Genomic DNA, 26,913 nt, shown 5'->3' with positions numbered 1-26,913 from the left:
ACATACCTCCCGACTGGCAAAAAATTCTTGCTTTTGTCCTCCATCAACCATTGCCCCTTTAGAAGATTTTTTAAGCTGAAAAAAGCATGACATAAAAAAAAATGATTAGATAGTTGCAAGAAACAACCTCAACACTCTGTGCATATCAATATGAAAGATATGAAAAAAACCTAATTTACGAGAAAAATCCGGCAACCCAAAATTGATTTAAATCAAGAGAAAAGCGTGATATTCATCACATCACGCTTTTGGGGAAACTACGATTCACAACGTCGGTCTTAGATGCTTATAAAGCTCAAGGCGTACTGCATATACTGCCTTAACCATGTCCAGTTTCGATATATTGTACATTTCACAGAATTCGCGTAGCACTTTTGACACAGCCTGGTGACTAACCCCTTTGTGAAAAGCTATATCCTTACAGGTCATTCCGTAAACAAAGTATGTGACAATTTCAATCTTATTATCACTGACCCTGGGAAAAACCTTGCGTAATTCTGCCATAAAGATAGGATCGATGATAACCATCGGTAACCTCCTGTTAAATTCATCCGGTTATTGGTGGCCAGCGATGACAGGGGGGGCCAACCCCTGCCATCGCGTCAAAAGCAAATCAATTAAATAAATGCATTCTTCTCCCTGGGAATAATTGATTTACCTTAAATCGAATATACAACATCACAGATCGACGCTCAATAAATACCAAAGTTACGCATTAATTTATGATTAAACTCACAAAAAATAGCGTCAAATTAAAATGCAAAGCAAAACCTGATGAAGAAATAGCGTGAGTAGTTCGGGAATGAATAGTAAGTTGGATTAGAACGAACCTGGCAAGGTATAAGGATTTCCCTGCAAGAGAACTATGACAGCCAGTTGTGTCAGATAAAGGCTGATAGCCCTTCATTCTGAAATCAATTATGACTAACAGAAAACGATCATTACTTAAATGATATCTGGCTATCTAACCTAGCAACAGGAGAAGAGGAAATTTCAGAGGCACCGGACTTAGTTGTCCCAAACGGCTATCCATTCAGAATCAACCTCATGAATGATAATACTCAGATCGTTATTTAAGCGAGCGACATTTCAAACTGATCCACTAAGAAATACAGTATTCAGAAAAGCCTCCCGTACAAAGATATGGGCAGGAGGCCAGATAAAAAACTTTAGGCTTAGTCCGTTTCTTCCTCTTCAGGAAAGAAAATACTTACCTGGTCTTCTGCAAATTTTGCTATGGATCTTTTGATCACTTCATTATCAAAGTTACCATTGCTTATAACTTCATGACTTAGCGCGCCCATCTTCATTATCTCTGAACACATTGCCCGAACTCTGGCCATGTTATCCAGCATGATCTTGTTATACTCCATCTGGTTAAAGCCACCTTCCTTTTTCTCTCTCTGAATCCGGTATACTCTGAGGCCGAGTTCGACGAGCATTGAAGTAACTGACGATACAGTGGCATCATGTTCCGTTGCGCCTTCCTGCCTCCTTTCGGTAACCAGAGATTCAATTTCTTCACGAACCTGATTGCTGACAAAAGTTTGTATACGTGGCATCGTAGATCCTTCTGAAACCAATAATCATGATTAATTAGAAATATTACCTGAATGCTTTTATCCATAGTATGAGGCGAGTATACCATTAAAATAAGTAGAGTATAGATGCGAGTATTGAAGGTTGTTAAACAAGAGTACAATCGCGAGTATACTCTATCTAACAAGCTGAATTTACTGAAATACTCTAATGAGAGTATACCCTACACTCTAATTAGAGTGTCATAAGAGTATGGTTATACTCTGCATCACAACATTTTTTCTAAAATACCGCATAAAAAAATCTGCAACCAAATGTTTTTAAAGGATTATCATGCAAGATGAAATCTTGCGAGGTGTGTGGGATTTTGATGTTAAGGAGCAGGCATATGAAAATTAGCAGGCCGGGCAGGATTCAGTATCAACGGGCATTGCCGTTTTTATTAAAAAATGGCACTCTGGCTCAGGGAAAGATAACAATGGAATTTCGCAGATGAAGAACGTTCTGCTTGTTGGATTACTCGCGCTGACCTCTTCAGCCATTGCTCAGGACTGTTTTGAAATGGCGGGAAGGGATTACCATATTGAACCTGATTTATTACGGGCAATCTCTTTCAGGGAGTCATCATGGCGGCCTGATGCAATGAATGTTGTCAGCAATGACAGTTACGCCGTCGGAATGATGCAAATTCACTCGCAGAATTTTTCACATCTGGCTCAGTTTGGTATCACGCCTGGTAATCTTTACAGAGATCCCTGCATGAATATCTATACTGGAGCCTACTATCTCGCAATTGCATTTAAACGTTGGGGATATTCCTGGCGGGCTGTCGGCGCTTATAATGCTGGCTTTCGTGAAACGGAGACACAGGAAAGGAAACGCCAGAAGTACGCGCAAGAAATTCAGGCAATTAATATTGGCATCAAGAAAAATGCGCCACCAGAGTGACGCATTTACTATCAATCAATCGCGCGAAATATTAACTCCCTCTCTGGATGTTGAATAAGGCTGACGTAATCCTTCAGGGCATCCTGGCGAGCGACAAGATGTTTGCAGACTCTGGCGTATTCAGGCCCCATATCAGCTACCTGCCATGATAACCAGTTCATTATCATTAGTGTCGCAATAATTCCTGCAGCGTCGGCACTGATCTCTGATTCAAAAAAATTACCAGGAATGCACATGTTATAGCGTTGTTCCCCTTCAGGGGCAATATATCCCGTTTGTGTGGTAGTGAAGATAATCCTGTTTGGAGCCACATTACCGCCGACACCCTGTGGAATAATCCAGTAACTCCAGAAGCCACCATCGTAATCTGAATGCTGGCGTAACCAGCTGGCGATCATGTTGTCAGCTGACGGTGTAAAAAAAGAGTGCAGGAATAAAATCAAGTCGTTCATCACCATCTGTTACACAATAGCGCTGAAACTTATCTGTTTCAAATTGTTCGGCTGATTCACAAGTGGCGGTTTTGACGTTAATTGTGTGCATTCTGGTTTTCTCCTTATTGGTTGTTAAATCGTTCGACTTCATCACTGAGCGGCGAAGGGCAATGAGCAGCTGGCAGGAAGGAAATAAAGGAGCGCGCAGCGTTTATATACCCCTTTATTTCCTTCCTGACTGATGCTAAAAGCAGCCATCCGCGAATTGATGAAATCGGGCGATATACACAGGGAGAATGCACACAACCCGGAACGGAAAATCGGCGCAAGACGAATTACTGTTCCGGCCATTAAAGTGGCGGAAATTTATTACCGCCACGGTTAAAGCGGCGCATCCTTTCAGGATGCAGCAAGCGTGAATTTGAATTGCGTCAGGATGGACGCCCGAAGGGCGGAGACGGTTTACCGGCTCCGTTCACGACAGCCGTGTCCCTTCAGGGACGACGCCCGGAAAAGAAAGGATAATATCCATATCAGCGGCAGAATAATAAAGACCATCGCCAGCAGGAGAATGAAGAATAGTAATCAGCTAACCAAAAGACAGGAACTTCAGACAACCTCGCGCCGGAATAACGCAGGCAGCGCGTCAGCGCAGCCTGCTTATTCTGCGCCGCAGGCGCGCGGCCTTTGATGCCACCAAAGGCAGGACACTCCCCTGCCCTTCTGGATAGCTATGCAGTGTCATTTATACAGCGCAAAAATTCGCGCATGGCACTGATACGGCGCTGATCGTCCAGCCGCTTACCAAAGTTGTTGATGTAGTACACAGGCGTATACCGCACCCTGTTTAACTGCATCGTCAGCGTATTGCCCGTGACCACCTCGGCAGGAATACCCAGCAGGGAAAGCTGAATAAACGCCATATCGGCCGCAACAGGATCAATATCGATGCAGCTTCCGAACATATGTTCAGACGGGTTATAGCCCGCCTCCAGCAGATATTCCGCATACGCCACAATCATTCCCGCCGCACCGCTTGCCGGATCGCTGACGGTAACGAATCCCTCACGGCGTATCGTTTCGTCGACGTCCGGCATCAGCAGCCTCGCCAGCAGTGACTGGACGTGATACGGCGTGAAATACTGTCCGTTGCGGTCGTCGCCAAGCTCAAGCTCCATGAAGATCGCGCCGAGGAAGTCGTGGAATTTGGCCTCCAGCGCGCAGACCATCAGGCAGAAAAGCGTATGCAGATTGCTGATATCGCTCTCGCCGTACTTCGCGCAGATTTCACGGCTGCGATCGATGTTCTCCGGCGTTCTTATCTGCGCCATATCCAGTTCACTGGCCGCCAGTGTAATAAAGTCGCTGAACACCTCCCAGCGGCGCAGGTTGCGGGCGGTGTCCATGAACACGGTAACAAACTGGCGGCGGGATTCCCCGATGGTCATCATCCGGTGCGGTATCGGCTGCGCGTTCACGGTGGGCAATACGGGTTTAGCGGGTGTTACTGGTGCGGCCTCTTTCGCCTGGTCAAAAAAGCGGGCAAAACTGAGTTGAGACATCGTTCCTCCTTAAATGCCGCCCCGTAAGGAGCGGCTCAGTTATCAGTTAAATGCCCGCTTCAGTTCGAGCGTGCGTAACACCTGCCCCCACTCACTCCCGCGCATGGCAGGAATACGAACGGCGCGCCCCTTCTTCCGGCAGTGCGCGATGTGACGGCCCAGCGCCCGCATTTCGGCGCTGATGTCGTCACGGTCGATATCACTGCGTTTAATACGCACCTGTTTTTTTACGGGTGCGTTTTCCGCCTCAAGCATCTGGACATACAGGGCGGTCGGTGTAACAATCGAAACTTCACTGAATTGCATGGGTTTGTTCCTTTTGGTGAAGGCCGGATTAATCGTTGCAAGCGGGTAAATCCGGCGGGATATGGCAGACGAAAGTCTGCCTTTTTCATTTCTGGCGCTGCATTTCCCCCTTAACGCGTGCCAGGATCTCCGCGTGGTCAAGGTTGCTGTAGTCACGAATCCGGTAATAACGGATACCGATCCGCGCGTAGATTTCGGTCACATTGCCGCAGACCATTTCCGCCAGCATGAAGGTTTCACACTCGCCGTTCTGACTGCTGCGCCAGTTCATCGGGTACATCAGCCCCAGCGCATCATGGAAGGCGTGTACGTCGATTTCGACGGGCGCGGTCAGATATGACTTTTCGCGGCTCAGCCAGTATTCGCGCTCGGCCTCACTGGTTGCGTAAATACCCGCTTCGGCGCAGGATTCGGTCAGATTTAAGTGCATGGTTTATCTCCTTCTGGTTAATGGCGTTGATGTTTCGCCGTGGTGGTTATTCGTCGAACGTGATGCCGGAAAAATGCGCCATCAGATGCAGCATGTCGGCAATGTCATCGACTTTCTGCTGAATGGCTGGCGTGGCTTTCAGGATGCGCGTTACTGCCGCACTGAGTTCACTCATGTAGCGGACAGCAGACTCGGCCAGCGCCGTTTTATCGGCGCTACTTTGATACTTAAGCAGGGCTTTACTGACGCGGTTTTGCAGGGTTTTAAGCTCGATGAGGGCGCTTTTCTCCCATGCGTCGAAGCTGGATGTGCTGTTCGTGTTACCGTTGCTCATGATGTTTCTCCGTTGTTGCTGGCGGCAGGGGATGCCGCCAGCCGATTAAGTAATCAGTAATCTGCCGCCAGCTCGTTCATCAGATCGTCACATTCACCCTGTGCGCGTTCTTCCTCCGCCAGTGTCAGCATGTAGCCTCTTTTTGCCGCTGTGCCGATAAATACAGGACGGTCTTTCAGTGGCAGTTCTGCCAGGTAATGCATAGCCATACCCAGCAGACGGGACTCATAAATCTCGTAGTGCAGGCCACACCCCCGGTTAGCCTGTATTTCCATACGGGCCAGCACCACGTCCGCGCGAATAACATCGAACGGGTTACGGGAATGGATATTGCGCACAAAGCCATCAGTACGCAGGAACGAGGTTTTCACCCATCTTTCGGTAGATTCTTTGGTGGCGGTTTTGACGTTGACGTTTTGTGTGTTCATCCTGCTTTTCCTCCTGTCTGGTGGTTAATCCATCTCTCGGTGAGTTCCCTGGCGGCAAAGGGCAAAGGAGCAACGGCGGGGCGGCAGGAGAAGGGCGGAGACAAAAGTTTTTGCGGTCCTTCGCAAAAAGTTTTGGCGGAGTTCATTTCACCCTTCGGATGACGACACGACGGTGCTACGACAAGCCCTCCGCCCGGGGACTTAACGGGAGAGGGCTCGCCAGAGGTACGGGGAGAGGATGAGCACACCCGACACGGCGGAACGACGGGGCGTCAGAGGACTGTCGGCAGTTTTACCGCCGACAGGGTGAAGCGGCGCGTCCGTTTACGGACGCAGCAAGCGCAGGGGTTGACGTTGCGTCAGGATGGATGCCCGGAGGGCGGAGACGGTTTACCGGCTCCGTTCACGACAGCCGTGTCCCGTCAGGGACGACGCCCGGATATTGCCGTAACGGTGATGCCAGCCAGTTCATTAGCCAGCCCCGTCAGCGTGTACCGTTTTTTATCCAGCACATCAGCCCGCAGCAGCAGGCTGTTTATCAGAAAGGTATCCAGCACCGGCATTCTGAGCAGACATTTAATCCGCTGTCCGCTGGCTGACTGAAGCAACAGCATCCAGTGGTCACAGACTTCGCCGGGGCTGGTCAGCATGAACCAGTGTCTCCCATGCGGTGGAACATACCGCAGGCTAACGGGCCATACGCCACCGTATTCAGTGTGATTCTCGGGTGAAACCACCCAGCCCTCCGGCAAAAGCAACTCCCGCAGCACGGCCTGCGTCAGCACCTTACGAGAAGACCAGCCATCAGAGCGAAACTGCTCATAATCCTCTGGCGTCATGGCAATCAACGCCGATAATGTCAGTCCTTTATTCAGAATCAGCCTCCTTTTATGGCTGCAGACTACTACTGCTCTCCGGCCCCTGCAGACCCGAAGATTTGAAGGAGATAATAACAAAACTCACCGGTGAGACTTTCCTCGATAATAGTCCGGTCGCGCCGTCAGTTCCCGCCCGATGAGTTCATCAGCAAACAGCGGCGCAATTCTGTTAACACGACGCGCCAGATTCCGTCGGCGGGTGGCCGCCTTACGCTCGTCGGTCCAGCGCCTGACCGGCCTGTCATACAGAAAATCCACGCAGACAGCATATCCGGCTCCGGCCACCCACAGTGACATCACGGACTCAGGGGCGGGCTTCCCAGCCTCCACCACTTCTGACGCCAGTTCAGGTTCACCGGGACAGGGACAGGGACGCTTCCAGCGCAGCGAGTAACGCCACTTCATACCTGACTCCGCGCGGTCAGCTTGTTGGGGACCATCCAGCGCTCCAGCTGCCTGACAGACTCAGTGCTTTCCCGCGCCAGCGCATCCGTTTCAGCCATCACCGTCCAGAAAGGCTGGCTCTCCGTCATCCAGCGCTCCACTGGCGCCAGTGACGGAAAACGCTCACTCCAGCGCCAGAACATTTCCTCCAGGTCGTACTGGCGCAGTTCAGTCCCCGACCAGCGAGCGCTCCAGCTGCTGACCGTTTCCGGCGTATGAAACGCCAGCTCAATTTCCGCCTGCCCCGCCAGCGCCTGGTACGCGCATTCCCGCTGGCACGCCTCTTTTCGGCGCTGGCGGGTGTATTTTTCAGCGCTCAGTTCATTTTGCCTGCGGCGACGCTCTGACGTCTGAAACTTCGTTTCCGGGAACAGTCTCCAGCCGTTCGACACCGACAGGGGTAGCCAGCAACATGCGCCACGGCTTTCAATCAACCGATCAATCGCCGCCAGCCAGTCCTGCTTCTTCCCCCGCAGGTTCTGTGCTGTCAGCCCCGGAGAAAACCAGCCGATATCTTTTACGGTGACACGTTTGCTGCCGTTCAGGATGCGGAAGAAAGCATGTACGTAGGCAAACTCAGCAATATGGACGCCACGCTCATATTTCTTCTCCACCTCTGCGATGGCCTGCATTGCAGCACGACGCTCATGACTCAGGGGTACCAGTGACAAACTCGCCGGGATCATTGTGCACCCTCCATAGCCAGAACACTGATAATGCTGGCCTGACTGTAGCCATCGGCATCGAGGTGCGCTGTCAGACTGAGTGTGTGAGAAATAACCTCCGGCGAATATGCAGACAGGGTGCTGATAACAGAAAACGGGCGACCGCTGGCTGGAATGAACACCACCATCCATGACGGGGTGATGTCGCCGGGACTGCATACGGCGATATGGAAGTTGCCGTGTGATGGCGTGAAGCGAATCTGTACCGGAAAAAAGCCACCGAACTCACTCCGGTATTCACCATTCATGTCCCAGTCAGCCGGGCAGGTCAGATCGCGCATGACCGCATGGGTCAGTTCGCGGCGCAAATCTTCACCCGCTTCGCGCCAGTCTTCAAATTCCTGGGGGATCATGGTTTTCAGTACGTCGGGAGTAATAATGTTTCGCATAATGGTCTCCTTATCGCCGCCCCGGGGGGCGGCGTTTCCGTTATCAGGCTGCATGTGCCGTATGGTCATCAGAGTCTGTCGCCTCACCCTCAGCGACGTCAGGTTGCGCATCAGGTGACCGCATCCAGGCAGGAACCCAGCGCGTACCGGAGAGCCATTGTTCAGCATGGCTGGCGGCATCTCCCTTCTTCATATTCCCGGCATCTGACGCAGCGCCTGACAGTCCGGCCTCTTTCAGCGCCTCCACAATCTGGTTCTTACTGAGCAGACCGAGGAAGTTTTCTGCCGTTGGCTGCCACCAGTCGCGAAGGTGGAATCCGAGCGCCGTTTCCACGCCATCGAGGTCGCTCTGTGTGGTATGTCCCATTGTCCGGGTCTGCACCCCGTCTACCGAACAGGCCGTGCAGAACACCATCAGACTCATCAGAGTCTGTCCGTCCAGCGTAAAGAAGGTGGTGTAATCCTTCTTCCAGCCTTCCGGTAACAGCGCCTCCAGGCGGGCTTTCTCCTGCATCAGGCTAAGCCATGCCTGACCACTCTTTCCGGTCGGCGCTTCGCTGGTCAGCCCACTGTGATGCACCTCAAGACGCATCACGAAGGGATGACGGGTGGTATTGCAGTAATCGAAAACACAACTGCACAGCCGCCATACCATCAGGGCCACCGCTTTTTCGGGCTGCTGTACCAGGGCGGCCTGTACTGCCAGCGTTCTTTCTGAAGACATCTTTTTGAGCAGCGGGGCGCTGATCCCCTCCGTCACATCCGGCTTGCTGCTGACCACATGGAGGGAGCCGCTACTGCCATTCTCTTCCTGCCCTTCTTTCGCCTCGTTCTGAGGCTTCTTCTGCACCCCTCGCTGGACACAAAGTTCACCGTCATACAGGCTGACCACCACGCCACAGGTTGATTTCTGCTCCTGTGTCCACGCCCGGATCGATGCCGCATGTTCAATTTCGTCAATCAGCACCTGAATCGCGGCTTCATCTTCAAACGTTTCAGTGGCCTCCTGAGTGGCGTACAGTTCATCGAGACGCTGCTGCTCGTCAGTGGTGTACTGTGCTCCCGGCTCTGGTAACAGCAGATAATGTTCGCGGTCGTCACCGTAGTTTCTCACCGCGCCCTCCCGGGCCAGTGACCATGACCACCCTTCCTGCAGTTCGATTTCCAGTGCGGCTGACTCCAGCTTCTCCTGCACCAGTCGCTCGACCAGCACACCGTCTGCCGTACCGTCCCCTTCCTGGGCGCTGAACAAATCCTCACGCACCACGCCACCTGCAGACTCATACATCTCACGCCCGATAAACACGAAGCGGGAGTGGTTCACGCCGATTTCGGTATCAGTGATAGCGCGTTTAAGCATGTGCGCGGGGGCATAGCTGTGCTGCGCCTTCACACGCTCGTAAACCTCCACCTGACGCACCGGATCGTTCTCCAGACTCAGCGCCTGACACTGCTCCACGTCGAGCTTGTTCTCTGCCAGCAGGGCGAGAAGTTCCGGGGCGAGATTCGCAAGCTTCAGCATGCGCTGGACGTGACGGGAGCTGTACCCCAGCTGGTCACCAATCTGTGCCGGGGTCTTACCCTGCTCAGACAACGTGCGGAACCCGCTGATTTGTTCTGCCGGATGCATCGCCACCCTCTGGTTGTTCTCCACCATCGAGGCGACCACCGCCAGGTCGTCGCTGACGCGCTTGACGACAACGAGATACCCGGCATCGATGCGCTGTTCACTGAGCAACAGTTGCAGTGCAGCAAGACGACGACCGCCCGCTGCAACGCCTGACAGACCATCAGGCAGCGAGTGAACCACCAGATTCTGGATCAGGCCGACCGCGAGAATGGAGTCTGCCATTTCCCTGACACTCTCAACCGGGTACGGAATAATACGGACGTTCAGCGGGGATTTGACGAGCGCCGACAGCGGCACCATCTCAATCTGAGCAGCCTCAAGTGCAGCTTTAAGGGCAGCGGCTTCAGCAGGTTTAACCGCTTTTTTGCTGGTTTTCGCGGGGGTTTTTGCTTTAGACTCGGTTACTGACATAGTTAATACTCCTTCCGGATATTGATGACTGTCCGGCCCTGCGGAGTTCGCGCTCCGGCAGGGCACCTCTTTCTTACTGCGACTTGCGGATACCGTAGTCCGCGATATAACGGTTGAGCCAGTACGTGCCGCCCGGCTCAAAGTTCCACGTGCGCCAGACCATTTCACCGTTCTGACGGACAACCAGGCGAAAATGCGAACCCTGATCGTCCTCTATTGCCACGTTGGTGTACTGCGCCGCAACGACCTCAGCCTGTTCGCGGGTAAAGGTGTCGTCGGATAAAACCGCCAGCGCCTCGCTCATGTTGCTCCTCCTTCTGAACCTGTTTTGCTTTTAAAAAACCATCACCCGTTGAGTTGCCGGGACCGCGGTTTTGACGTTTTGCGGGGACCTGCTGAACGCCCCCGCTGGTTGTTACCTTCACCCGTTTGAGAGCCGTTCGCCGCAGGGGCGTAAACCAGCGCGGGCGATGGCGGCTGTCCGGGGCGCGGTTTACCGCGTGCCATTTACCCTGGACAGCTGACAGCGGCTGTGCTTGTCTCAGCCCCGGCGAAAGGACTCAAAAGGGTGAAAAAACCAGGCAAGGAATGAGCAGGAACCCGCCGCAACGACGGAACGCGCGGGCGCGAAACGGCGTTGCGCCGAAGAGGCCCGGCAGCATTACCGCCGGGCTGGTGAGAGCGGCGCATCCGTAGACGGATGCCGCAAGCGTGATGTTAAACCTGCGACAGTGCGATGGAAGCCCGACAGGGCGGAGACGGTTTACCGGCTCCGTTTACGACAGCGCCGGTTCCCGTCAGGGAAGTCGCCCACAGGCAGACACAACAGGAAGAAAAACCTACAGAACAGCGATATCAGCCAGTACGCCACCGGTATGGCCACTATTGACAACGACAACGCCAACGCCAACGCCAACGCCAACGCAGAGATTATCAACAGAACAGGAATATCGCCGACCGGCTACAACACATCGATACTCATACTCTGACATCACCGGGACATCAGGCACTGGCGGAGATACGCGGCGCCGCAGGCGCGGCGTACTTCACCGGCAGGCAGAGCCTGCCAGGGTTTTTCGCGCGGGCTGACAGGCGGCTAAACCGCCTGCCGGGTAAAATCAGTTACTGAAGACATAGCCGTTATGGAACACATAGCCGCTGCTGAACAAATCCCGGGCATATGCCTCAAAATCGAAGTAGCCGCGCAGCAGCTCCGGCACCTCATTGAGCAGACCGTTATCCTCAACCATCTCCTGCGCATAGTCTTCTTCGCTTTCCGCCTCACCGCAGTACGCATCCTCAAAGGCGTCATAGTCACACTCGCCGGTATACTCCGCCCAGGCGATAAAAGCTGCTTCCCTGCCCTCTTCTTCAGCGCGTTTGTAAGCGGCGATAAAATCCCAGTCAATGGAGCTTTCAGAGACGAACTGAGACGGGATACCCTCCTGGTCCTGGAACATAAACTCGGCATCCCATTCATCGGCATGCAGTGCCTGACAGGCCTCGTAAAAATCCTCCCTGCCGTCAAACTCCGTCAGATCAAACCATTTGCCGAAAATGCTGCCGCAGTTGTATTTGTGATACGTACCCACATAAACAGCCGGTGTGGTGGTCGTAGTGCGCATAAAAAATCCTCCATAGTCGATGTTGTCTGAGTTCCGGCTTACGCCGTGCCGACACGACAGCCCGACAGGGAGCGAAAAATGCAGGGGCGATGCATGAAGCCGCAGCGCCGGTAAACAGCGGAGAGGGTCTGGACGGTTAGCGAGCGAATATTGAGCGAGATAACGACGGGAAGAACCGCGACAGGCATTTAAACATACGGCGACCGGGTGAAAGCATCGACGTCAGTGAACCCTTGCATTTGCAGCGTTCGGGCTAGAGTAGAGGCACGGCGTAAGCCGCAGACCGCTCGGGACGTTACTCACCGCGAAGCCGGAACAGCGTGGAGGATGAGCCAGAAAAGCGGAGCGGCCGCGCGACATCCGAAGAAGAAAAAGCCGGAGGCTATCCCTCCGGCATCGCCTCACGCTGCCAGCAGCGCTTTCAGCACCTCTACGTCCGCCATTCCCTGACGGATACGCGCGGGTGTCGGCCCGCCCGCCTCCCATGCCAGCCCCTCCTGGTGAACCAGCTCACGTTCTGCGTCATGCACTAGGCGCGAAAGCACCTGCGCCGGGACCATCACCTGCCGGTTAACCGCTTCACGATGGCGGGTCAGCAGATCGCACACCGACGCATCCGTGACGCCTTCCCGGCGATACACCTTCATGTCGCTGTTGCCGACCGTTTCCAGCAGGGCCGTAATCTCGTCGTCTGTTGGTCGCAGTTCCCGGCACGCGGAGTGAATCCCCTCCTCCGTCCAGACCAGCAGTGCCAGGGGTTCATCGTGGGTAAACATCCGCGCCAGTTCCTCACAAAGCGCTTCCCGGGTTCCATACATGGGTAATCTCCTCAAAATCGGGTAAGAAGGCCGGGCGGAACACCGCCCGGTCGCAGTCAGTCGTGAAAACAGTCGCTGAACGCCAGCACGCGCAGGTAAACGGTCAGATACTCCGCGTTGAGATTGCGCAGAAAATCAGCGGCCAGCGCATCAACCAGCGCGGGGCATCCGTCGTGATGCTTTACTTCCAGCGCCCGGATATGCAGGCGCAGGTCGCTCATGGCGTTGGAGAGCGCGGCCAGGTCGTCACGCAGTTGTTCATGTCCCTGATAATTCATTACGCGGCCTCCGGCAGGTCGTCGTTAGCGGCCGGATACTGCATGGCGCGCCGGACGGCGGCCAGACGCTGCTGCCCGGCCCGGTGGTACTGCTCCAGCAGTTCGATACCGATGTAGCGACGGCCAGACTGGAGGGCAGCCACGCAGGTGGAGCCACTGCCGGCAAACGGATCGAGCACAATCGCGCCGGGATGTGTGAAGGACTCAATCAGCGGTTGCAGGCTGGTTACGGGTTTTTCGGTGGGGTGATGCCGGTTGCCGCTGTATTTCCAGCCCAGTACGTCCGGAAGCGGGTTTTGCGGCAGACGTGGGCGGCCTTTTGCTAGGATACAGGCGCATTCATGCCGGTAGCCGACATAAGCCGATTTGGACGAGTACGTTTTGGTAAACACCAGGTGGCCGACAACGCTGAATCCCACATTTTTCCAGGCAGCCATAAAACGATCGACACGGTTCCAGCCGTAGAAACTCACCATCAGCGCGTCTTTTTTCAGCACGCGGTACATCTCATGACAGGCAGGTTGCAGCCATTCATCCGTTTTATCACCGGCAATGGTGCGGCCCTGACGGTCACGAAAACCAACGAGGTATGGCGGGTCAGTCAGTATGAAATCGACAGCCTTCTCAGGAATGCCAGCCATTACCTGCACACAGTCACCCAAAATCAGACGGGACATAATCATTCTCCTTATTCAAATGCGGCGCCAGTTACGCCGTGCCGATACGACAGCCGGGCGAAAAGCGGAGCAGACAAGGGCACCACCGCAAGCCGCAGCGCAGATAAAAGCAGACGCTGACTGGACGGTTTGACGGCGAAAATTGAGCCGGAGAACGACGGGAAGACAGCGGAAAATGCATTTTGAAATCACTGCGACCGGGTGAGGATGGTGGCGAAGCCTCCCTTTTCTGCACAGCGGCCCGGCTACAGTAGCGGCACGGCGTTCACAGCAGAGCGGTATGAATGAGGAGCGCAGCGACATCGTATTTTCATCGTTGCTGTCCACAATTTCAGTGGGCAATCCTGTGTATAAAATGAGGGTATTCTGCGCAGGTCGCTACCAGCACGGATGACAGCACGCCTGACAAGGATGGTTATCTTTTAACCATCCACGAAGACTTCACTTTTCCTGGTGTGGTATGTTGATGCTGACTGTAAAAAACCGGAGCGGAGAAAGATGGACAGAGAAATGCTGGCAGAGTGGATGCGGGATATTGCCCAACATATAGAAGAGGAAAGTCCACTGATTCGTGATGTCAGTGTGGATGATGCCCTTTCAGAGGAGGGGCTGGCCAGAAAGATCATCACTATCACGTTCAATGCGCCTGGTCGTGCCCCACAGCCTGAAGAAGATGTCAGCAGCATCCCCCGACATTAAAACAGCATTAAGATGTTAGCCTCGGAAATTGAGTAATTGCCTGATCAAGAGACAAGAGAGGAGCAAGACTCCGCTATACGGGTAACTCGACATGATGCAAACGCTGAATATCCGAGTATTAAATATATAATTCGCGGGTATTCCATTCATTTACAGATACGTTATCCGTTCTCTTCAGCTTCCTTTTCATCATCACGTCTGAGGTGAGCTACGCTGCGTTCCACCGTGCTGAGAGGATTGTATATCCCTCTAACTGCAGCTGTTCTGGTACTTGCTGTATGGGCGCTATACTGCCGATCAAAATCCAAAACTATTCCGCACTTCTCTGCCTGCATTCTGACAAAGCCTCTGATCATGTTTTCCCTGAACCGAAACCATCCAGGCCGGACACCATCCTTCCCGACAAGCGCATGGCACAGAATTGATCCGTGATTTTCTTTACGAAGCCGAGCAAAACGACTGTCGAAGTTCTTCTGCGTCAGAGGTTCAATGTCGAGGTACTTCATCACTTGGATATAGGAGGTAATGATGTGGTCTTTCATTCTGTTGAGGTCTGCACCTTCAGCCATCGCCCAAAGAATGTGATGCATGTGCTCATCTCGGCAGGTAGCTGCCTCATAACATGATCTGAGCGTTTCCTCAGCAGACAATACAGCCGCATCGAGCGAAGCTAGAAATAGATCACGTGTAACTGTGCTAACGACTTCATCCGCCATGTAACACTCATGAAGGAGCTTGCTGCACATGAGATGGACATAATAGGGAAATCCATCACTCAACGCGCATATACGGTCTGCGATATCATCAGGGATATTAATATCAAAATATCTAAATGCACTTTCAACGATACGCTGACGACCTGTCCAGTGTAGACGTTCAAGATCAACCTGTTCAATCTGTCTCTGACTGGACAGATGTCCACCAATCAAATCGGATACCGACTGCCCAATCCCGGTGAAGATGATACGAACGGGTACATCCCCATCGCTTAACTGCTTGAGCAAAACACCAAAGCGGGCACGCTGCTCCTCGCTACGGATCAGGTCAAATTCATCAATAACAATAACCGTGTTCTCCGAATAGCGTTCCGTCAGATAGTTCAGGGCTTCAACAGCACTGGCCATATTAACGACTGAACGAACGCGAGAAGTTTCACGCTCTTCAACTCGGGCTTCGGCTTTTAAAACAGGAATATTGAGACCAAAAGTTGCAGACGTTTTGTACCGCTCTACCGGCATGCGCATCATTCCTTGGCTAATAACCGATTCGATGACTGTTTCTAGGGTCGAGTCATGGTCACAACTGACGGTAATAGGACGGTTATCCGAAGACTGGATAAGCGAAGCGGCTGTGTGGGCGAGGGAGGTCTTACCTACTCCGCGATCGCCATAAATGAACACATGTCGGCCCGGTGAATGAAGTGCCAGTTGTATCGTCTCCAACTGCTTATCCCGCCCAAAAAGTTTTTCAGGTGTACGCACAGGCACACTGAGAGTAAGTACTTCATTGAGCCGGATGGCAAAAGTTGGTAAATCGCAACCTGCAATAGCCATGTCCATTCACTCCGAGAAGATAATTTAGGGGCTATTATACTGATTTCCTGAAAGCGAGTGCATGGCAACGCAGTGTAAATGCAGAAAGTAAATTACATAAGTAGGAACAGATGAGATACATGGATATTCATGCCTGGGAAAAGCGTGGTGATTTCAGTGTGAAAGAATTTCAAATTTCCCTTTAAAATCAAATCACTAATTATGAAATTGGCGTGGTGAAAAACATACAAAAAAAGGATGCTTTTCGGCATCCTTGTCCCTTACTTACCTGACTCTGGAAGTCTTTCCAGAATACGTTTTATTGCCTCATCAATCTCCGACTGTGCCTCAGCGGAAATACGGGAAAACTCATAAACAACAAGTCGCTTCTTTGGATCAGTTTTCTTTCTGGCAAACTGATTACGATCTGCAAATTCTCTCAGCTTCTCTGTTTGAATCGTTCTAGTTGGGAGGGCTGTTAGCAATTTGCTCTCCGACCGGATAACCGCAAGAATTTTGCTTTTATCAATTGCCGGATAATCTGGCATGGTCTTCAACCGATACTGAACTTTTTCCATCAGTTCTGTTACCGATGTTTGCTTGTTGTTTGCTTCTTCAGCCAATTTCAGTAGAAATTGATAATCCGACAACGAAATATCATTTATCACCGGGAATACTGCAATCATTTCATCTGGCACTGCTGCGGCCTGGAACGCACGTGTCACTTTCGCCGGAGAGAGATTTTCTTTCAACGCAATCTCTTCTTTCGTCATGCTAGCTCCATAGGTGACTTCTAGCCGTTTTCCCAGCTCGCGAAGACTATGTTCTTTTGCTGTCTGGATATCTTTCGCCAACTGCCGTGCATCAGTGAGTGATATATCATCTTTGGTTACCAGAATTTCGAATTTAACGTTATTAAAGATGCAGGCGGCACGACGTCGGGTCCCATCTAATATCTCAATTCGTCCATTTACTTCGCGTCCAATAGCCGGGAAGAATTGCTGCAGCCTTATCGTCCGGGAAATATCACTTACAGACTCGCGCGTAAGCATCGCCTGATCCCGTCCATTGACTGATGTATCAACGAACGTCTTTGATTCAATCTCACCGCTTAATACAACCGTTTTGACAAATTTGGCCTGCTTGCCAGATTTGAGTGTGAACGTTTTGACATCTCCGTCACCTTCAAGCATACGGGCGAACTCTGAATTGCTATTACCGAGAACTCGGCCACGAGCTAAAACCTTTTTCACTTAGATGCTCCCCGGATGTATTCAATGCGGTCAAAAACAGCTTTCGTAAACCGTTCTGCTTCAGTACGTGCCTTTTTCAGCGCTTCAGTACTACCTGGGTATGAAACAGGATTAGCACTAATGATCGTGTCAAAAGATTCACCACATCGTTCGAATCCATCCAAACGTGGCAGCGACGAGTCCAGAATATTACTTGCATACACTTCGCGGGCCAGGCTATGTGAAGTTTCGTGATCGCGTTTATTAGTCATTTTGGACATGAAACCGATACTCGCACTCAGGCGTGGTTCTACACCTTCTTCTTCAAGACGCTCCAGCATTTCAGGCAAACGCGTCAGGTATTTAAGGGTTGAATGGAAATCAACCTGCGCCGGTGGGGTAGGGGTCAGAAGCAAATCACTCGCCGCCAGGCCATTCAAAAGGAACGGATCAAGATGGGGGCCGGTATCAATGAAGACAAAATCATAGTCCCCTGCGATACGGTCGATGATTGTTTTCCTGAGCACTTCTGAAGGTTTAAGACCTGGCAAATGTTCTGCAACCAGAGACTCCCACTGACTCGCCACGAAGCCGTCATCAATAGAAGCAGGGATGACATCAACGCCAGGAATAATGGTGGAACGAATAACGGCTTCTCGCAATGTTTCGGTATCGAGGTCATTCAGCATTGCCTGAGCAGCTGTTTCAAGGACCGTACCAATGCTATGGGTGTGATCCAGGAACATGGTACTGGAGGCCTGTGGGTCGAGGTCTATTACAAGGATGCGAAGATCATGCCGCAGCAGGTCCTGATGTACACGCAGCGCATGTGCAAGCGTAACTGTACTGACTGTTTTTGATACACCACCTTTAAGGTTTACAACGAAAATCACGTAGGGTTCTTTATGGATATCGCGATATTTAGGTATCTGTCGGTGGGCGTAGATATCGATAACATTCTTTATCGTCAGAGCATATTGTTCAACGTTACCAATCTGCTTTTTATTAAATATATAGCCGTTTTCTTCCATTTCTTTCATGGCCAGTTCTACGATACGCCGGCTCAGCTTTGGTAGTTTTGCGACAGCGTTACGAGTATATGTCTGATGATAATCAGTCAGATTAAATTCTTTCCTTTGTTCCTCAATATCCCTACTCATAGCCTGAAGTAAAGCGCTTGCTCTAAGAGCTATGGTACCCACACTACCGTAATCGCGTTTCATTGTTGTCCCCTCAAGATGGAATCCTTGCACATTGATGGCGTAGAAGCTCACGCTATTGTACACAATAAGCAATAGCGTACAACATATAATGGTACGACATTAAATTATTGTACATTAACCCATACCTATCACGTAGATCAAAAAGACAACTGAGGCTGTACTCAAAGAAAAAACCGTGAGTCTGTTCAGAGCTTGCATCTGAGCAGGCGAGGGGTTGTGACAAGCCCGGCGGGCGCGTCAGCCTGTCACATTGGAGTATGCCCTATGTATACCATGAGGAAAGATACCGGCGAATGTTATTGTGACCCGATATATGATGCCATTAGTTACATGACGACTTAAATGTCATCAGCCTTAAGCTGGGGTGGAGTGCAGTTTTTATCAAAGGAAGGATGACAGGAAAGAAGGGCAGGGACACAACTACCGACGCAGTCCCTGAAGGGATAGGAATCGCAATTGCACTACGCGTCAATGTGAGCACAGGCGGCCTGTGGTACTATGACCCGATCATTTTTCAGAACTCGGACTGATGAAAAAGAAAAAGACTACACCCACGCCCCACGACGCCACCTTCCGGCAGTTTCTGACTCAGCCGGACATTGCCCGTGATTTTATGGAGTTACATCTGCCGGCTAAATTGCGTGCTGTCTGCGATCTCAATACACTAAAGCTGGAATCCGGCTCCTTCGTTGAAGACGATCTCCGACAATATTTCAGCGACGTCCTGTACAGTCTGAAAACAACAGCCGGCGACGGATATATTCATGTTCTGGTCGAGCATCAGTCTACGCCTGACAAACATATGGCATTCCGCCTGATACGCTATGCCGTGGCCGCCATGCAGCGCCACCTGGTCGCGGGCCATAAAAAACTGCCTCTGGTGATACCGGTGCTGTTCTACACGGGTAAACGCAGCCCGTATCCGTACTCCACCCGCTGGCTGGATGAGTTTGAAGATCCAGTGCTGGCAGGCGAGCTCTACAGCAGTGCATTTCCACTGGTTGACGTTACCGTGATCCCGGATGATGAAATCGCGGGTCATCGCAGTATGGCTGCCCTGACATTGCTTCAGAAACATATTCACCAGCGGGATCTGGCTGAGCTGGTTGACCGCCTGGCGCCTATTTTACTGGCCGGATACCTGTCTTCATCACAGGTGATATCGCTGGTACACTATATAGTACAGGCAGGCGAAACATCCGACGCCGAAGCCTTTGTACGCGAACTGGCACAGCGTGTGCCGCAACACGGAGACGCACTCATGACCATCGCACAACAACTTGAACAGAAGGGTATCGAGAAGGGCCTCCAGCAGGGAATCAAGCTCGGTGAAGAGCGTGGTATTGAAAAAGGCCGCAACGAAGGCAAACTGGAAGTAGCCCGGACCATGCTGCAGAACGGCATTGACCGCAATACCGTCATGAAAATGACCGGCCTGACCGAAGACGATCTGGCGCAGATCCGTCACTGAGTATTCTTTTCTGACATTCCCTTTACTGTCAGGCAGTCGGAATTATCTCTCCCACTGCGGTCTATCCCGAACGCCGGGGCTGTTCAGAACTTGTTTCTGCGCAGCCCCGGCGTTGGACAAGCCCCCGGCGCGTCAGCCTGTTAAATTAAGCCCGACCTTTCAGCATCGCCACCGCCTCAGCGCCCGGCATCTGAAACTGCACCCGGTGGCGTGCCGCCACGTCCAGCGCAAACACCTTCGTATACACTTCCGTCGAGCTGACCGACTTATGCCCCATCAGGCTTTGCAGGACTTTCAGCGGGATGCCGGCATACAGCATGTGCATGGCGTAGGAATGGCGAAACGTGTGCGGTGTCACCGGTACCGAGAACGTCACGCCGTCAGCCGCCGCCGCTGACACGGCTTCGTTAAGCCAGGTGCGGACCGTGCGGTCCGTGATCTCCCAGATACGCGCCTTCTCCGTTCTGCCGCTTCGTTTATTGCGGCGCTCCAGCGGAATTTTCAGCGTGGCCACCATCATCTCCAGCTGGCCGACGAACTGGTGATCGGAAAGCGGAACCAGGCGGTGTGGCTGACTACCGACAGGTGCACGACCGGATGTTCTGGCCGCTTTCTCCGCGCGCTGCTTAAGGGTGGCCAGTTGCACGAACGGGTAAGGTGAAGCCAGCGAAAAATCTCCTCGCGTCAGCGCCAGCGCCTCATTAATACGCGCACCGGTGTTCCACAGGGTGGCCAGCAGCATCTTACGGTGCAGGTCGGGCACGTAGTGGAGCAGAGCGCTCACTTCAGGCGCCAGCAGGTATTTCGGCAGTTCGTCCTGAACGAGCGCCATCTGACGCAGGGCCAGTGCGGCAGGGTAGTCGATGGCCACCGGCAGCTGCGCGGCCGAAAAAGAAACGCCCTGGCCTGGGATTGCCGGTATCATTGCTTGTTGTCCCTGCCGGACAGGTATTGCTCAGTAAGTCGTGCCAGTGCTTTCTGCGCGTAATCCTCGCCCGGGAGCACACTGATTTCTCCCCGGCGTTCCATCCCGGCGCCGGTGGCGCTCAGCGTCGTCATCACCGGCAGCAGCCGGAGAAGCTGCCGGGCATGTCCGCACTCTGTGCGGATACGATCGGCAAACGCATCCTCATCGCGTGAATATGCCCCGGGCGCCGGCCGTTCCCTGCCGTCCTTTTCTGACTGCAGCTGCTGACACAGTTTCAGCAGGCCAATAATGTCATCGGCGGCTTCATTTGCATGCAGATCGTTCAGATAATGCGGTTTCATTGATTATGCTTTCTCATCAGAGTGAGGTGATTAATGGCTGTTGTTGACACAGTCAGAAACTGACTCCGCTATCGTGATTATTGTCCGTGGTTCTACTGGCGCTCCGGTTTAAATCTGCTCTCACCAGCTCCTGCGCATAAACCATCTCCATATTCCGGCGTCTTCTCTTTTGCAGCGTCCAGACCTTTATGAGAGCCTTCCTGGCCGGCCAGATAGCATCATCCGAACGGGTCTGGACAAAACCAGCCAGTTTACGCAGGCTGCGGACAAGAACGAGAGCTCTGACTCCAAGACGGGTGTATTCGTAGCAGCGGGTGATAGTCGCATCCTCAAAATAAGGAGGAGCACGGTAGCCGGTGGTGATTGCCCTGTCAGAGGCCTGCTTGATTATCGGGAGCTCACGTACCCTGTACATCAGTCTGGCCGGAAGGACACGCCAGTCACCTTTGACATCAGAGAAATCAATCTCAGGAAGTTCAACCTCTGCCCCGGAAAGACTGTACCTGTTTTCATAAGCTCCGTGCGTCGCTATGGTGGCGCATTTTTCTGCGAACTTTTCCAGAGTGAATATCAGTTCAGTCGCAATAAAATGCCGCTCCCGTTTCAGTTTATCCTCTGACGTCAGCTTCTCTCGACGCTGTGTGAAAAGATGCGTCAACCAGATGCCAGTAAGCGCAATGCCCCCGGTCAGCAGGCCAGTAACAAGCCCAGTTGCTATGTTTCCCCAGATCCCCGCCCCCTGGTTGATTATCTGTACGGTAGCCGGATGGGATGCAACAGGTACTAAGTTATCGGCAGCGGCCTGAATATCAGCCATTATTCATTTACCTCTTTATATTTCTGAGAAATTCCGCCTTCGAGAGTTCATGGTCATTCGTTAGCCAGGACGGGACCATCACCTTTATGGACAAACAACTCCAGCGTGTCTTTCATTTCTGCCAGGTTATGAGCGCCTGCAGGAACAGGCCCTCCTGGTAAAACAGGATCGTCGTATCCGTATATCGTTGTCCATTTACCGTCACTGTTGCGTTGCCCGATTAAACGGCAGGCTGCTGATAGAAAATATCTGGGTGAAAAGATGAGTTCCTCTCCGGCACGAATATCACCTTTATACCAGAGGTTGTCATCAGGATGACCCGCAGCGTTTAATTCAGTAATTAAATCCCACATGCTGTCGAATTTTTGTGGTGACTTTCTGTTTGGATTCATTAGCACCCTCCTTCTTCATTATGAAATATTCCCGTCCCGTAATTATACCCCCGCTGCAGTCATCCCTTCGTGTTCGCATTATCACTTAATGAAACATTCATGCAGGCGATAATAATCAGCCATATAACCACCCTATTAAATTACCGGAGAGCGGTTTCCGGCAGATCCGATTTTCTGGCTTATCACAACTTTCCGGAAGTTTACCACGGTGGGGGAATAAGCAAAGCGGCAATATCGGCCGCTGGGCACAAGGTCACGCAGCAGGGGTGAGACACAACATATAGCGTCATTAGCAGCTGACAGCACCGCTACATATTGTGTTTCTTCGCCGCTGCGCTCTGTGGGTAGGAAAGAAGATCCGGAACTCAGGGTTTTCGGATCTGCACAGAAATGAGAGGGGACAGGCGTTGCTGTAGCGCTACAATCATCACTTTCAGTAATTCATACTGCATCACCAACTACAGCTTTTAATTAGATTAATTTGTAGCTCTTTTCATAAAAGCTAGGTTAGCATGAAGAATAAAACAAAGATGAAAGGAACGATGATGCTCAGCCAGCTTAACCTGCGTTTTCACAAAAAACTGATCGAGGCGCTGAAAGTGCGCGCCGGTCGCGAAAATACCTCGGTCAACGCCCTGGCCGAACGCTTCCTCGATGACGGCCTGAAAACGGTCGCGCCCGGCGACGGGTATTTTCAGCTGGTCGCCGATCCGGATACCACCGCCCGGCAGCTGTACCGGCATATCATTCTCGGCCAGACCTTCGGCACCGCGCCGGTCTCCCGGGATGAGCTGCGCTTCATCCTGGCCTATGCCCGGGAGGCCTTTATTTGCGGCCGGAACAGAGTGGCCACGCTCCCGGCTCTGGACACACTGCTCGATATCACCCGCGACCTGCTGGCCTGGCAGGTGGAGCATGACCGTCCGGTGGACGGTCATTACCTGAAGGGGATCTTCCGCCTGTCCGGGGAAAACTGGATGGAAGAGTTTGACGCCTTCCGGGCAGAGCTGCGCCCCGTTGTGGACCAGATGTATGCCGAACACCTCCTGCGTCCGCTGGAGAGCGACTGCTTCAACCTCGCCGATATTACCGACAGTGCTCTCGCCGGGATTTTCACCCTGCCGCGGCTGAAAACCGTTTTCCCGCTGATGCTGCGCGGGCTGGACTGGAGCGGGGAGAAGGCCCGAGATCTGGCTCAGGAGCTGCGCCCGGTGATCCCGGCCGTCACGCAAACCATTGAAGCCGGTACGCTGCGCCTGGAGATCCGCATTGACGGACAGCACCCCGGAGAACGGCCGGGGGCCTGGTACACCACGCCCCGTCTGCACCTGCTGATCACCGGCCAGGACTTCGTGGTGCCGTACGGCTGGGAGACCTTCTCCGAACTGCTGGGACTGTTCAGCCTGTACGCCCGACATCCGGAAGCCCTGGCACACGGTCACCAGGGGGAGCGCGTGATGTTCTCCCCGCCCGGACACGTCACGAAGGAGGGATTTTTCGGGATAGACGGCCTGCGGATTTTTATGCCGGCGGAGGCGTTTGAGACACTGGTCCGGGAACTCACCGCTAAATGCGCGGAAGGTATGCTCACGGAGGCCCTGACCGGGCTGCGCTGCCTGTACGGAGATCTGTAGATGCCGACTGAAAATGTTCTGTCTCGCGCCGGCTTTGAAGGCCCGGTACTGAAGGCTGAAGATGACCGTTACGGGTATACGGCGATAGCAGAGGGGCTGGCGCGCAGCATCAGCGCCCTGGATGAAAATGTCAGCACCGTGATTGGTATCGAAGGGCAGTGGGGTTCCGGCAAAACCAGCCTGCTGAACTTACTGACTGAGCAACTGAAGACTCAGGTACCGGTCACCACGCAGATTGTGGTGTTCTCTCCCTGGGTCAACTCACCGGATGAAAGCCCGGTAAACGCGCTGATGATGACCATCGCGGCCAGGCTGGCGAAGCTGGATACGTCAGCTATGGCACAGGCAGGAAAGACAGCTCCCCTCGCAGTGAATATCCTTAACTACGCGCAGCAGACCTCGCGCCGGCTTGCGCCGGTGACGCGATTCGCCGGTAATTTTGTTCCGGGTCTGGGGCTTGTAGCCGACGGTATGGACGCCCTCGCGGACACAGAACTGAGCGGGCGGGAAAAAACTGCGGCAGAACTCCGGGCTGACATTGAAGATAAAATTGCCGGGCTGGGCGTCAGCTTTATCGTTGTGATTGACGATCTGGATCGTCTGGAGCCTGCACAGGCTGTTGAAGTGCTTCGTATGGTACGGTCGGTCGCGGACTTCTCGCGATTCCGCTATGTGATGTGCTATGACCGGGACGTGCTGGCGCATGCGGTTGAAACTGGCCTGGGTGTGCAGAACGGCAAACGCTATCTGCAGAAAATTATCCCGCTGTCGTTCAGCCTGCCCAGACCTGAAAGTTTTGATTTGCGCCGGGAATTTCTGGCGGGGGTGGTCAGACTGTACACATCGGCCTGCCTGACTGAGCCCGATGAGACGCTGATTCAGGAACTGAGAAGGATCACAGATATTTACGGTGCAGCTCTCAGGACGCCCCGTGAGGTTCAGCTGACGCTTAATGCGCTGGCCTTCCGCTACGGTGGTCTCAGGGATTATGTCTGGTTACCGGACCTGTGCTTTCTGCAACTTATCCGGACAGTCAACCCGGAGCTGTATGACTGGACAGAGCACTATCTGACCGAAAGGGCAGTGGTGGAGTCCGGCGACGGTACCGTCAGCGAGGCGGAGCAGGCTGAGATGGTCAGCAGCCTTGGCCAGCACCTTTCACTGTTCCGATCGTCAGAAGCGAAATCCGTGACATCACTGCGTCACTGGGTCCCGGGTATATCAGGTTATAAAACTGAGCATCTGAAGCTGTTCGTTCAGGTGGACGATGACGCAAAAGCCGTCCTGACGGCCAACCGGCGCCTCGGCAGTGCCGTCTACTGGCGTTACTATTTTGCGTATTCCTCCCCGCAGAATGTCCTGCCACCTGACTATTTCACCGAACTCTTCCGTAAGGCAGGAAACCCGGCTGAACATCCCGCTCTGGCAGAAGAGCTGCTGAGCCGCATCAACAGCAACAACATTTCCTCCCGGACCTGGTTCGAGCATATCCTTAGTCAGCTGACCTGGCCGGTAATTGCCGCGCGTACAACTGAAGAATGCGAAGGCTTCTTGCGATTCTTCTTTGAGCACGGCGATGAGGTTATTAAGCGTTACACCATCCGTAATGAATGGTTCGAACCCCATAATCTGGATATGAACAGCGTTGCCACACGGCTGTTACAGCGACTATGTGAGGCCAAATCCTGGCCGGTTATCGAAAATCTGGGAACCATGCTGGACACGGGGAAAGCGTGGCGCTGGATAGCGGAGTATTTTCGTCAGCTGCTCTGGATGCACGGCCTCGTCGGCAACAGGACGGTTCATGAACAGCAACATTTATTATCTGCAGAGGTGCTGAAGTCATTACAGCACAGACTGGCGTTGCGTCTGAATTCCCCTGATATTACCCGTCAGTTTGACCAGGAAGGTATTTTACTCACCCATATCTGGGCGTGGTGCGATATCAGTGGACTGGAAAGCGTAAAGGCATGGGTACAGAATGAAACTGCAGAGGATGAAAAATTTCTCAGATTTCTGCTTGCCCTGCGTTACCGTGGGATAAGCTCTGCAACCGGGCATTACAGGGCGCTTAGCCTGACTCAGATCGCGGAGTTTACAGGCAGTGAGGAACAGATCAAAAGCAGGCTGACAAAAATAGAGGGGCAGGGGAACTACAGTGATCTTGTTTCAGAGGTGAATGCTGCGATATCCCGTAACCGATTCTGAATGAGAACCCGGATATAATCCGTGAAGATGTGTTAATCCGGTTGTGCGCTGCTATCAGACCGGCCCGGACTAAAGACGATCACCGGATACGCCATCGCGACCTTTGCCATACTGGTAGCAAATAATACTAGGAAGTTTAAACCGGGTGCCTGAACCCATACAGGAAGAGTCAGTCAGTTGCAGGCTGGCTTATGTAAAAAGTAAGCGTGGCGCCAGATGTGGTACTTTTTTATATCACCCAAGGAGAGTATGGGAAATTGTGAATCCTCAGATACACCTCGATGGCCTTCAAGAAAAAACCTCCTTTCGGAGGTTTTCAGGTTCCGTTACTATTTTCTCTTCCGATCACAGCAATAAGTTTCCTCATTAAATGGATCAGAGCCAGAGCGATACTGACAAGTGCCCCTATTGCTCGTTCATTCATTTCTGCTATCCCTAATCCAATCAAAAAAAGCAGGATCAAGTTTGCGGAAATCGACAAAAAGAAAATGGAAGTAACTGAATAATATACAATTTTGACAAGTGGATTGTCAGATTGTTGTCGCATTTAAGTCCCCTTAAATGCGCAGAAGTCCGTCAC

The 26,913-nt window shown here is 52.6% G+C and carries 30 protein-coding genes and 1 pseudogene; 5 read left to right on the top strand and 26 right to left on the bottom strand.

The genetic code is table 11. From position 1 onward, the window contains the following. Positions 1-264: 264 nt before the first annotated feature. The gene (locus tag RY075_RS23645; protein WP_071446805.1) at positions 265-528 is read right to left on the bottom strand and encodes a conjugal transfer protein TraJ; all 264 of its coding nucleotides are present in this window, start codon (positions 526-528) and stop codon (positions 265-267) included. 647 nt (positions 529-1,175) lie between these two features. Next, on the bottom strand, positions 1,176-1,562 hold the full coding sequence (gene traM / locus RY075_RS23640; RefSeq protein WP_020842490.1) for a conjugal transfer relaxosome DNA-binding protein TraM: 387 nt from the start codon (positions 1,560-1,562) through the stop codon (positions 1,176-1,178). A gap of 469 nt (positions 1,563-2,031) precedes the next feature. On the opposite strand from traM, the gene RY075_RS23635 reads away from it, so the two are divergent. After that, on the top strand, positions 2,032-2,487 hold the full coding sequence (locus tag RY075_RS23635; protein ID WP_338628746.1) for a transglycosylase SLT domain-containing protein: 456 nt from the start codon (positions 2,032-2,034) through the stop codon (positions 2,485-2,487). 11 nt (positions 2,488-2,498) lie between these two features. Here the strand turns inward: RY075_RS23635 and RY075_RS23630 are convergent. From RY075_RS23630 to RY075_RS23555, 16 genes and pseudogenes are all read right to left on the bottom strand, one after another. Beyond that, a pseudogene (locus RY075_RS23630) lies at positions 2,499-3,030 on the bottom strand (antirestriction protein). A 622-nt stretch (positions 3,031-3,652) separates the two neighbouring features. Continuing rightward, positions 3,653-4,483, bottom strand: a complete 831-nt coding sequence (locus tag RY075_RS23625; RefSeq protein WP_338628744.1) for an N-6 DNA methylase — start codon at positions 4,481-4,483, stop codon at positions 3,653-3,655. A gap of 42 nt (positions 4,484-4,525) precedes the next feature. After that, positions 4,526-4,789 (bottom strand): hypothetical protein, encoded by a 264-nt coding sequence (locus RY075_RS23620; protein WP_008324174.1) that lies wholly within the window; start codon positions 4,787-4,789, stop codon positions 4,526-4,528. 85 nt (positions 4,790-4,874) lie between these two features. Next, positions 4,875-5,219 carry a hypothetical protein gene (locus RY075_RS23615; RefSeq protein ID WP_338628742.1) on the bottom strand — a complete coding sequence of 115 codons (345 nt, stop codon included), beginning with the start codon at positions 5,217-5,219 and terminating at the stop codon, positions 4,875-4,877. A 46-nt stretch (positions 5,220-5,265) separates the two neighbouring features. Then, positions 5,266-5,553, bottom strand: a complete 288-nt coding sequence (locus RY075_RS23610) for a hypothetical protein (protein ID WP_338628740.1) — start codon at positions 5,551-5,553, stop codon at positions 5,266-5,268. Positions 5,554-5,606: 53 nt separating this feature from the next. Beyond that, positions 5,607-5,981, bottom strand: coding sequence for a hypothetical protein (locus RY075_RS23605; RefSeq protein ID WP_338628738.1), 375 nt, complete (start codon positions 5,979-5,981; stop codon positions 5,607-5,609). A 422-nt stretch (positions 5,982-6,403) separates the two neighbouring features. Continuing rightward, complete coding sequence (locus RY075_RS23600) at positions 6,404-6,820, bottom strand: conjugation system SOS inhibitor PsiB family protein (protein ID WP_338628736.1); 417 nt, start codon at positions 6,818-6,820, stop codon at positions 6,404-6,406. 120 nt (positions 6,821-6,940) lie between these two features. After that, the gene (locus RY075_RS23595) at positions 6,941-7,264 is read right to left on the bottom strand and encodes a theronine dehydrogenase (protein ID WP_338628734.1); all 324 of its coding nucleotides are present in this window, start codon (positions 7,262-7,264) and stop codon (positions 6,941-6,943) included. Next, positions 7,261-7,989 (bottom strand): plasmid SOS inhibition protein A, encoded by a 729-nt coding sequence (locus RY075_RS23590; RefSeq protein ID WP_338628732.1) that lies wholly within the window; start codon positions 7,987-7,989, stop codon positions 7,261-7,263. The genes RY075_RS23595 and RY075_RS23590 overlap by 4 nt, the downstream gene beginning before the upstream one ends. After that, positions 7,986-8,420 (bottom strand): conjugation system SOS inhibitor PsiB, encoded by a 435-nt coding sequence (gene psiB / locus RY075_RS23585; RefSeq protein ID WP_338628808.1) that lies wholly within the window; start codon positions 8,418-8,420, stop codon positions 7,986-7,988. Before psiB ends, RY075_RS23590 begins: the two co-directional genes overlap by 4 nt. Before the next feature lie 40 nt (positions 8,421-8,460). After that, positions 8,461-10,458 (bottom strand): ParB/RepB/Spo0J family partition protein, encoded by a 1,998-nt coding sequence (locus RY075_RS23580; RefSeq protein ID WP_338628730.1) that lies wholly within the window; start codon positions 10,456-10,458, stop codon positions 8,461-8,463. A gap of 73 nt (positions 10,459-10,531) precedes the next feature. Then, positions 10,532-10,762: a DUF905 domain-containing protein gene (locus RY075_RS23575; protein ID WP_338628728.1), complete on the bottom strand. Its 231-nt coding sequence runs from the start codon at positions 10,760-10,762 to the stop codon at positions 10,532-10,534. A gap of 814 nt (positions 10,763-11,576) precedes the next feature. After that, complete coding sequence (locus RY075_RS23570; RefSeq protein WP_338628726.1) at positions 11,577-12,083, bottom strand: antirestriction protein ArdA; 507 nt, start codon at positions 12,081-12,083, stop codon at positions 11,577-11,579. Positions 12,084-12,484: 401 nt separating this feature from the next. Beyond that, positions 12,485-12,901, bottom strand: coding sequence for a DUF1380 family protein (locus tag RY075_RS23565; RefSeq protein ID WP_194516962.1), 417 nt, complete (start codon positions 12,899-12,901; stop codon positions 12,485-12,487). 56 nt (positions 12,902-12,957) lie between these two features. Further along, positions 12,958-13,179 (bottom strand): hypothetical protein, encoded by a 222-nt coding sequence (locus tag RY075_RS23560; protein ID WP_338628725.1) that lies wholly within the window; start codon positions 13,177-13,179, stop codon positions 12,958-12,960. Then, on the bottom strand, positions 13,179-13,856 hold the full coding sequence (locus RY075_RS23555; protein WP_338628723.1) for a DNA methylase: 678 nt from the start codon (positions 13,854-13,856) through the stop codon (positions 13,179-13,181). Before RY075_RS23555 ends, RY075_RS23560 begins: the two co-directional genes overlap by 1 nt. A 498-nt stretch (positions 13,857-14,354) precedes the next feature. On the opposite strand from RY075_RS23555, the gene RY075_RS23550 reads away from it, so the two are divergent. Then, complete coding sequence (locus RY075_RS23550) at positions 14,355-14,555, top strand: hypothetical protein (protein WP_338628721.1); 201 nt, start codon at positions 14,355-14,357, stop codon at positions 14,553-14,555. 161 nt (positions 14,556-14,716) lie between these two features. On the opposite strand, the gene RY075_RS23545 is transcribed toward RY075_RS23550, so the two are convergent. From RY075_RS23545 to RY075_RS23535, 3 genes are all read right to left on the bottom strand, one after another. Next, positions 14,717-16,108, bottom strand: a complete 1,392-nt coding sequence (locus RY075_RS23545) for an AAA family ATPase (RefSeq protein ID WP_338628719.1) — start codon at positions 16,106-16,108, stop codon at positions 14,717-14,719. A gap of 260 nt (positions 16,109-16,368) precedes the next feature. Then, the gene (locus RY075_RS23540; RefSeq protein ID WP_338628717.1) at positions 16,369-17,340 is read right to left on the bottom strand and encodes a ParB family protein; all 972 of its coding nucleotides are present in this window, start codon (positions 17,338-17,340) and stop codon (positions 16,369-16,371) included. Further along, positions 17,337-18,542: an AAA family ATPase gene (locus RY075_RS23535; RefSeq protein WP_338628715.1), complete on the bottom strand. Its 1,206-nt coding sequence runs from the start codon at positions 18,540-18,542 to the stop codon at positions 17,337-17,339. The genes RY075_RS23540 and RY075_RS23535 overlap by 4 nt, the downstream gene beginning before the upstream one ends. 529 nt (positions 18,543-19,071) lie before the next feature. On the opposite strand from RY075_RS23535, the gene RY075_RS23530 reads away from it, so the two are divergent. Further along, the gene (locus RY075_RS23530) at positions 19,072-20,013 is read left to right on the top strand and encodes an Rpn family recombination-promoting nuclease/putative transposase (protein WP_338628713.1); all 942 of its coding nucleotides are present in this window, start codon (positions 19,072-19,074) and stop codon (positions 20,011-20,013) included. A 145-nt stretch (positions 20,014-20,158) separates the two neighbouring features. Here the strand turns inward: RY075_RS23530 and RY075_RS23525 are convergent, their stop codons facing one another. Genes RY075_RS23525 through RY075_RS23510 form a run of 4 tightly spaced genes read right to left on the bottom strand, consistent with a single transcriptional unit; the run spans position 20,159 to position 22,491 of the window. After that, on the bottom strand, positions 20,159-20,938 hold the full coding sequence (locus tag RY075_RS23525) for a site-specific integrase (protein ID WP_338628711.1): 780 nt from the start codon (positions 20,936-20,938) through the stop codon (positions 20,159-20,161). Beyond that, positions 20,935-21,282 carry a hypothetical protein gene (locus RY075_RS23520; RefSeq protein WP_338628709.1) on the bottom strand — a complete coding sequence of 116 codons (348 nt, stop codon included), beginning with the start codon at positions 21,280-21,282 and terminating at the stop codon, positions 20,935-20,937. Before RY075_RS23520 ends, RY075_RS23525 begins: the two co-directional genes overlap by 4 nt. A gap of 52 nt (positions 21,283-21,334) precedes the next feature. After that, a complete protein-coding gene (locus RY075_RS23515; RefSeq protein ID WP_338628707.1) occupies positions 21,335-22,099 on the bottom strand; it encodes a hypothetical protein in 765 nt (254 codons plus the stop codon). Positions 22,100-22,152: 53 nt separating this feature from the next. After that, positions 22,153-22,491, bottom strand: coding sequence for a hypothetical protein (locus RY075_RS23510; protein ID WP_338628705.1), 339 nt, complete (start codon positions 22,489-22,491; stop codon positions 22,153-22,155). A 545-nt stretch (positions 22,492-23,036) separates the two neighbouring features. Between RY075_RS23510 and pifC the strand changes: the two genes are divergently transcribed. Next, the gene (gene pifC, locus RY075_RS23505) at positions 23,037-24,125 is read left to right on the top strand and encodes a transcriptional repressor PifC (protein ID WP_338628807.1); all 1,089 of its coding nucleotides are present in this window, start codon (positions 23,037-23,039) and stop codon (positions 24,123-24,125) included. Then, on the top strand, positions 24,126-26,333 hold the full coding sequence (locus tag RY075_RS23500; RefSeq protein WP_338628703.1) for a P-loop NTPase fold protein: 2,208 nt from the start codon (positions 24,126-24,128) through the stop codon (positions 26,331-26,333). A gap of 316 nt (positions 26,334-26,649) precedes the next feature. Here the strand turns inward: RY075_RS23500 and RY075_RS23495 are convergent, their stop codons facing one another. After that, positions 26,650-26,880, bottom strand: a complete 231-nt coding sequence (locus RY075_RS23495) for a hypothetical protein (RefSeq protein WP_338628701.1) — start codon at positions 26,878-26,880, stop codon at positions 26,650-26,652. Between the last annotated feature and the right edge of the window lie 33 nt (positions 26,881-26,913).

It is taken from the genome of Enterobacter sp. JJBC (genome assembly GCF_036936505.1).
In the GTDB taxonomy this organism is placed as follows: Bacteria; Pseudomonadota; Gammaproteobacteria; order Enterobacterales; family Enterobacteriaceae; genus Enterobacter; species Enterobacter hormaechei_C.
Note: the sequence above shows the minus strand (reverse complement) of the source record. Positions and strands in the feature narration are given on the sequence as shown.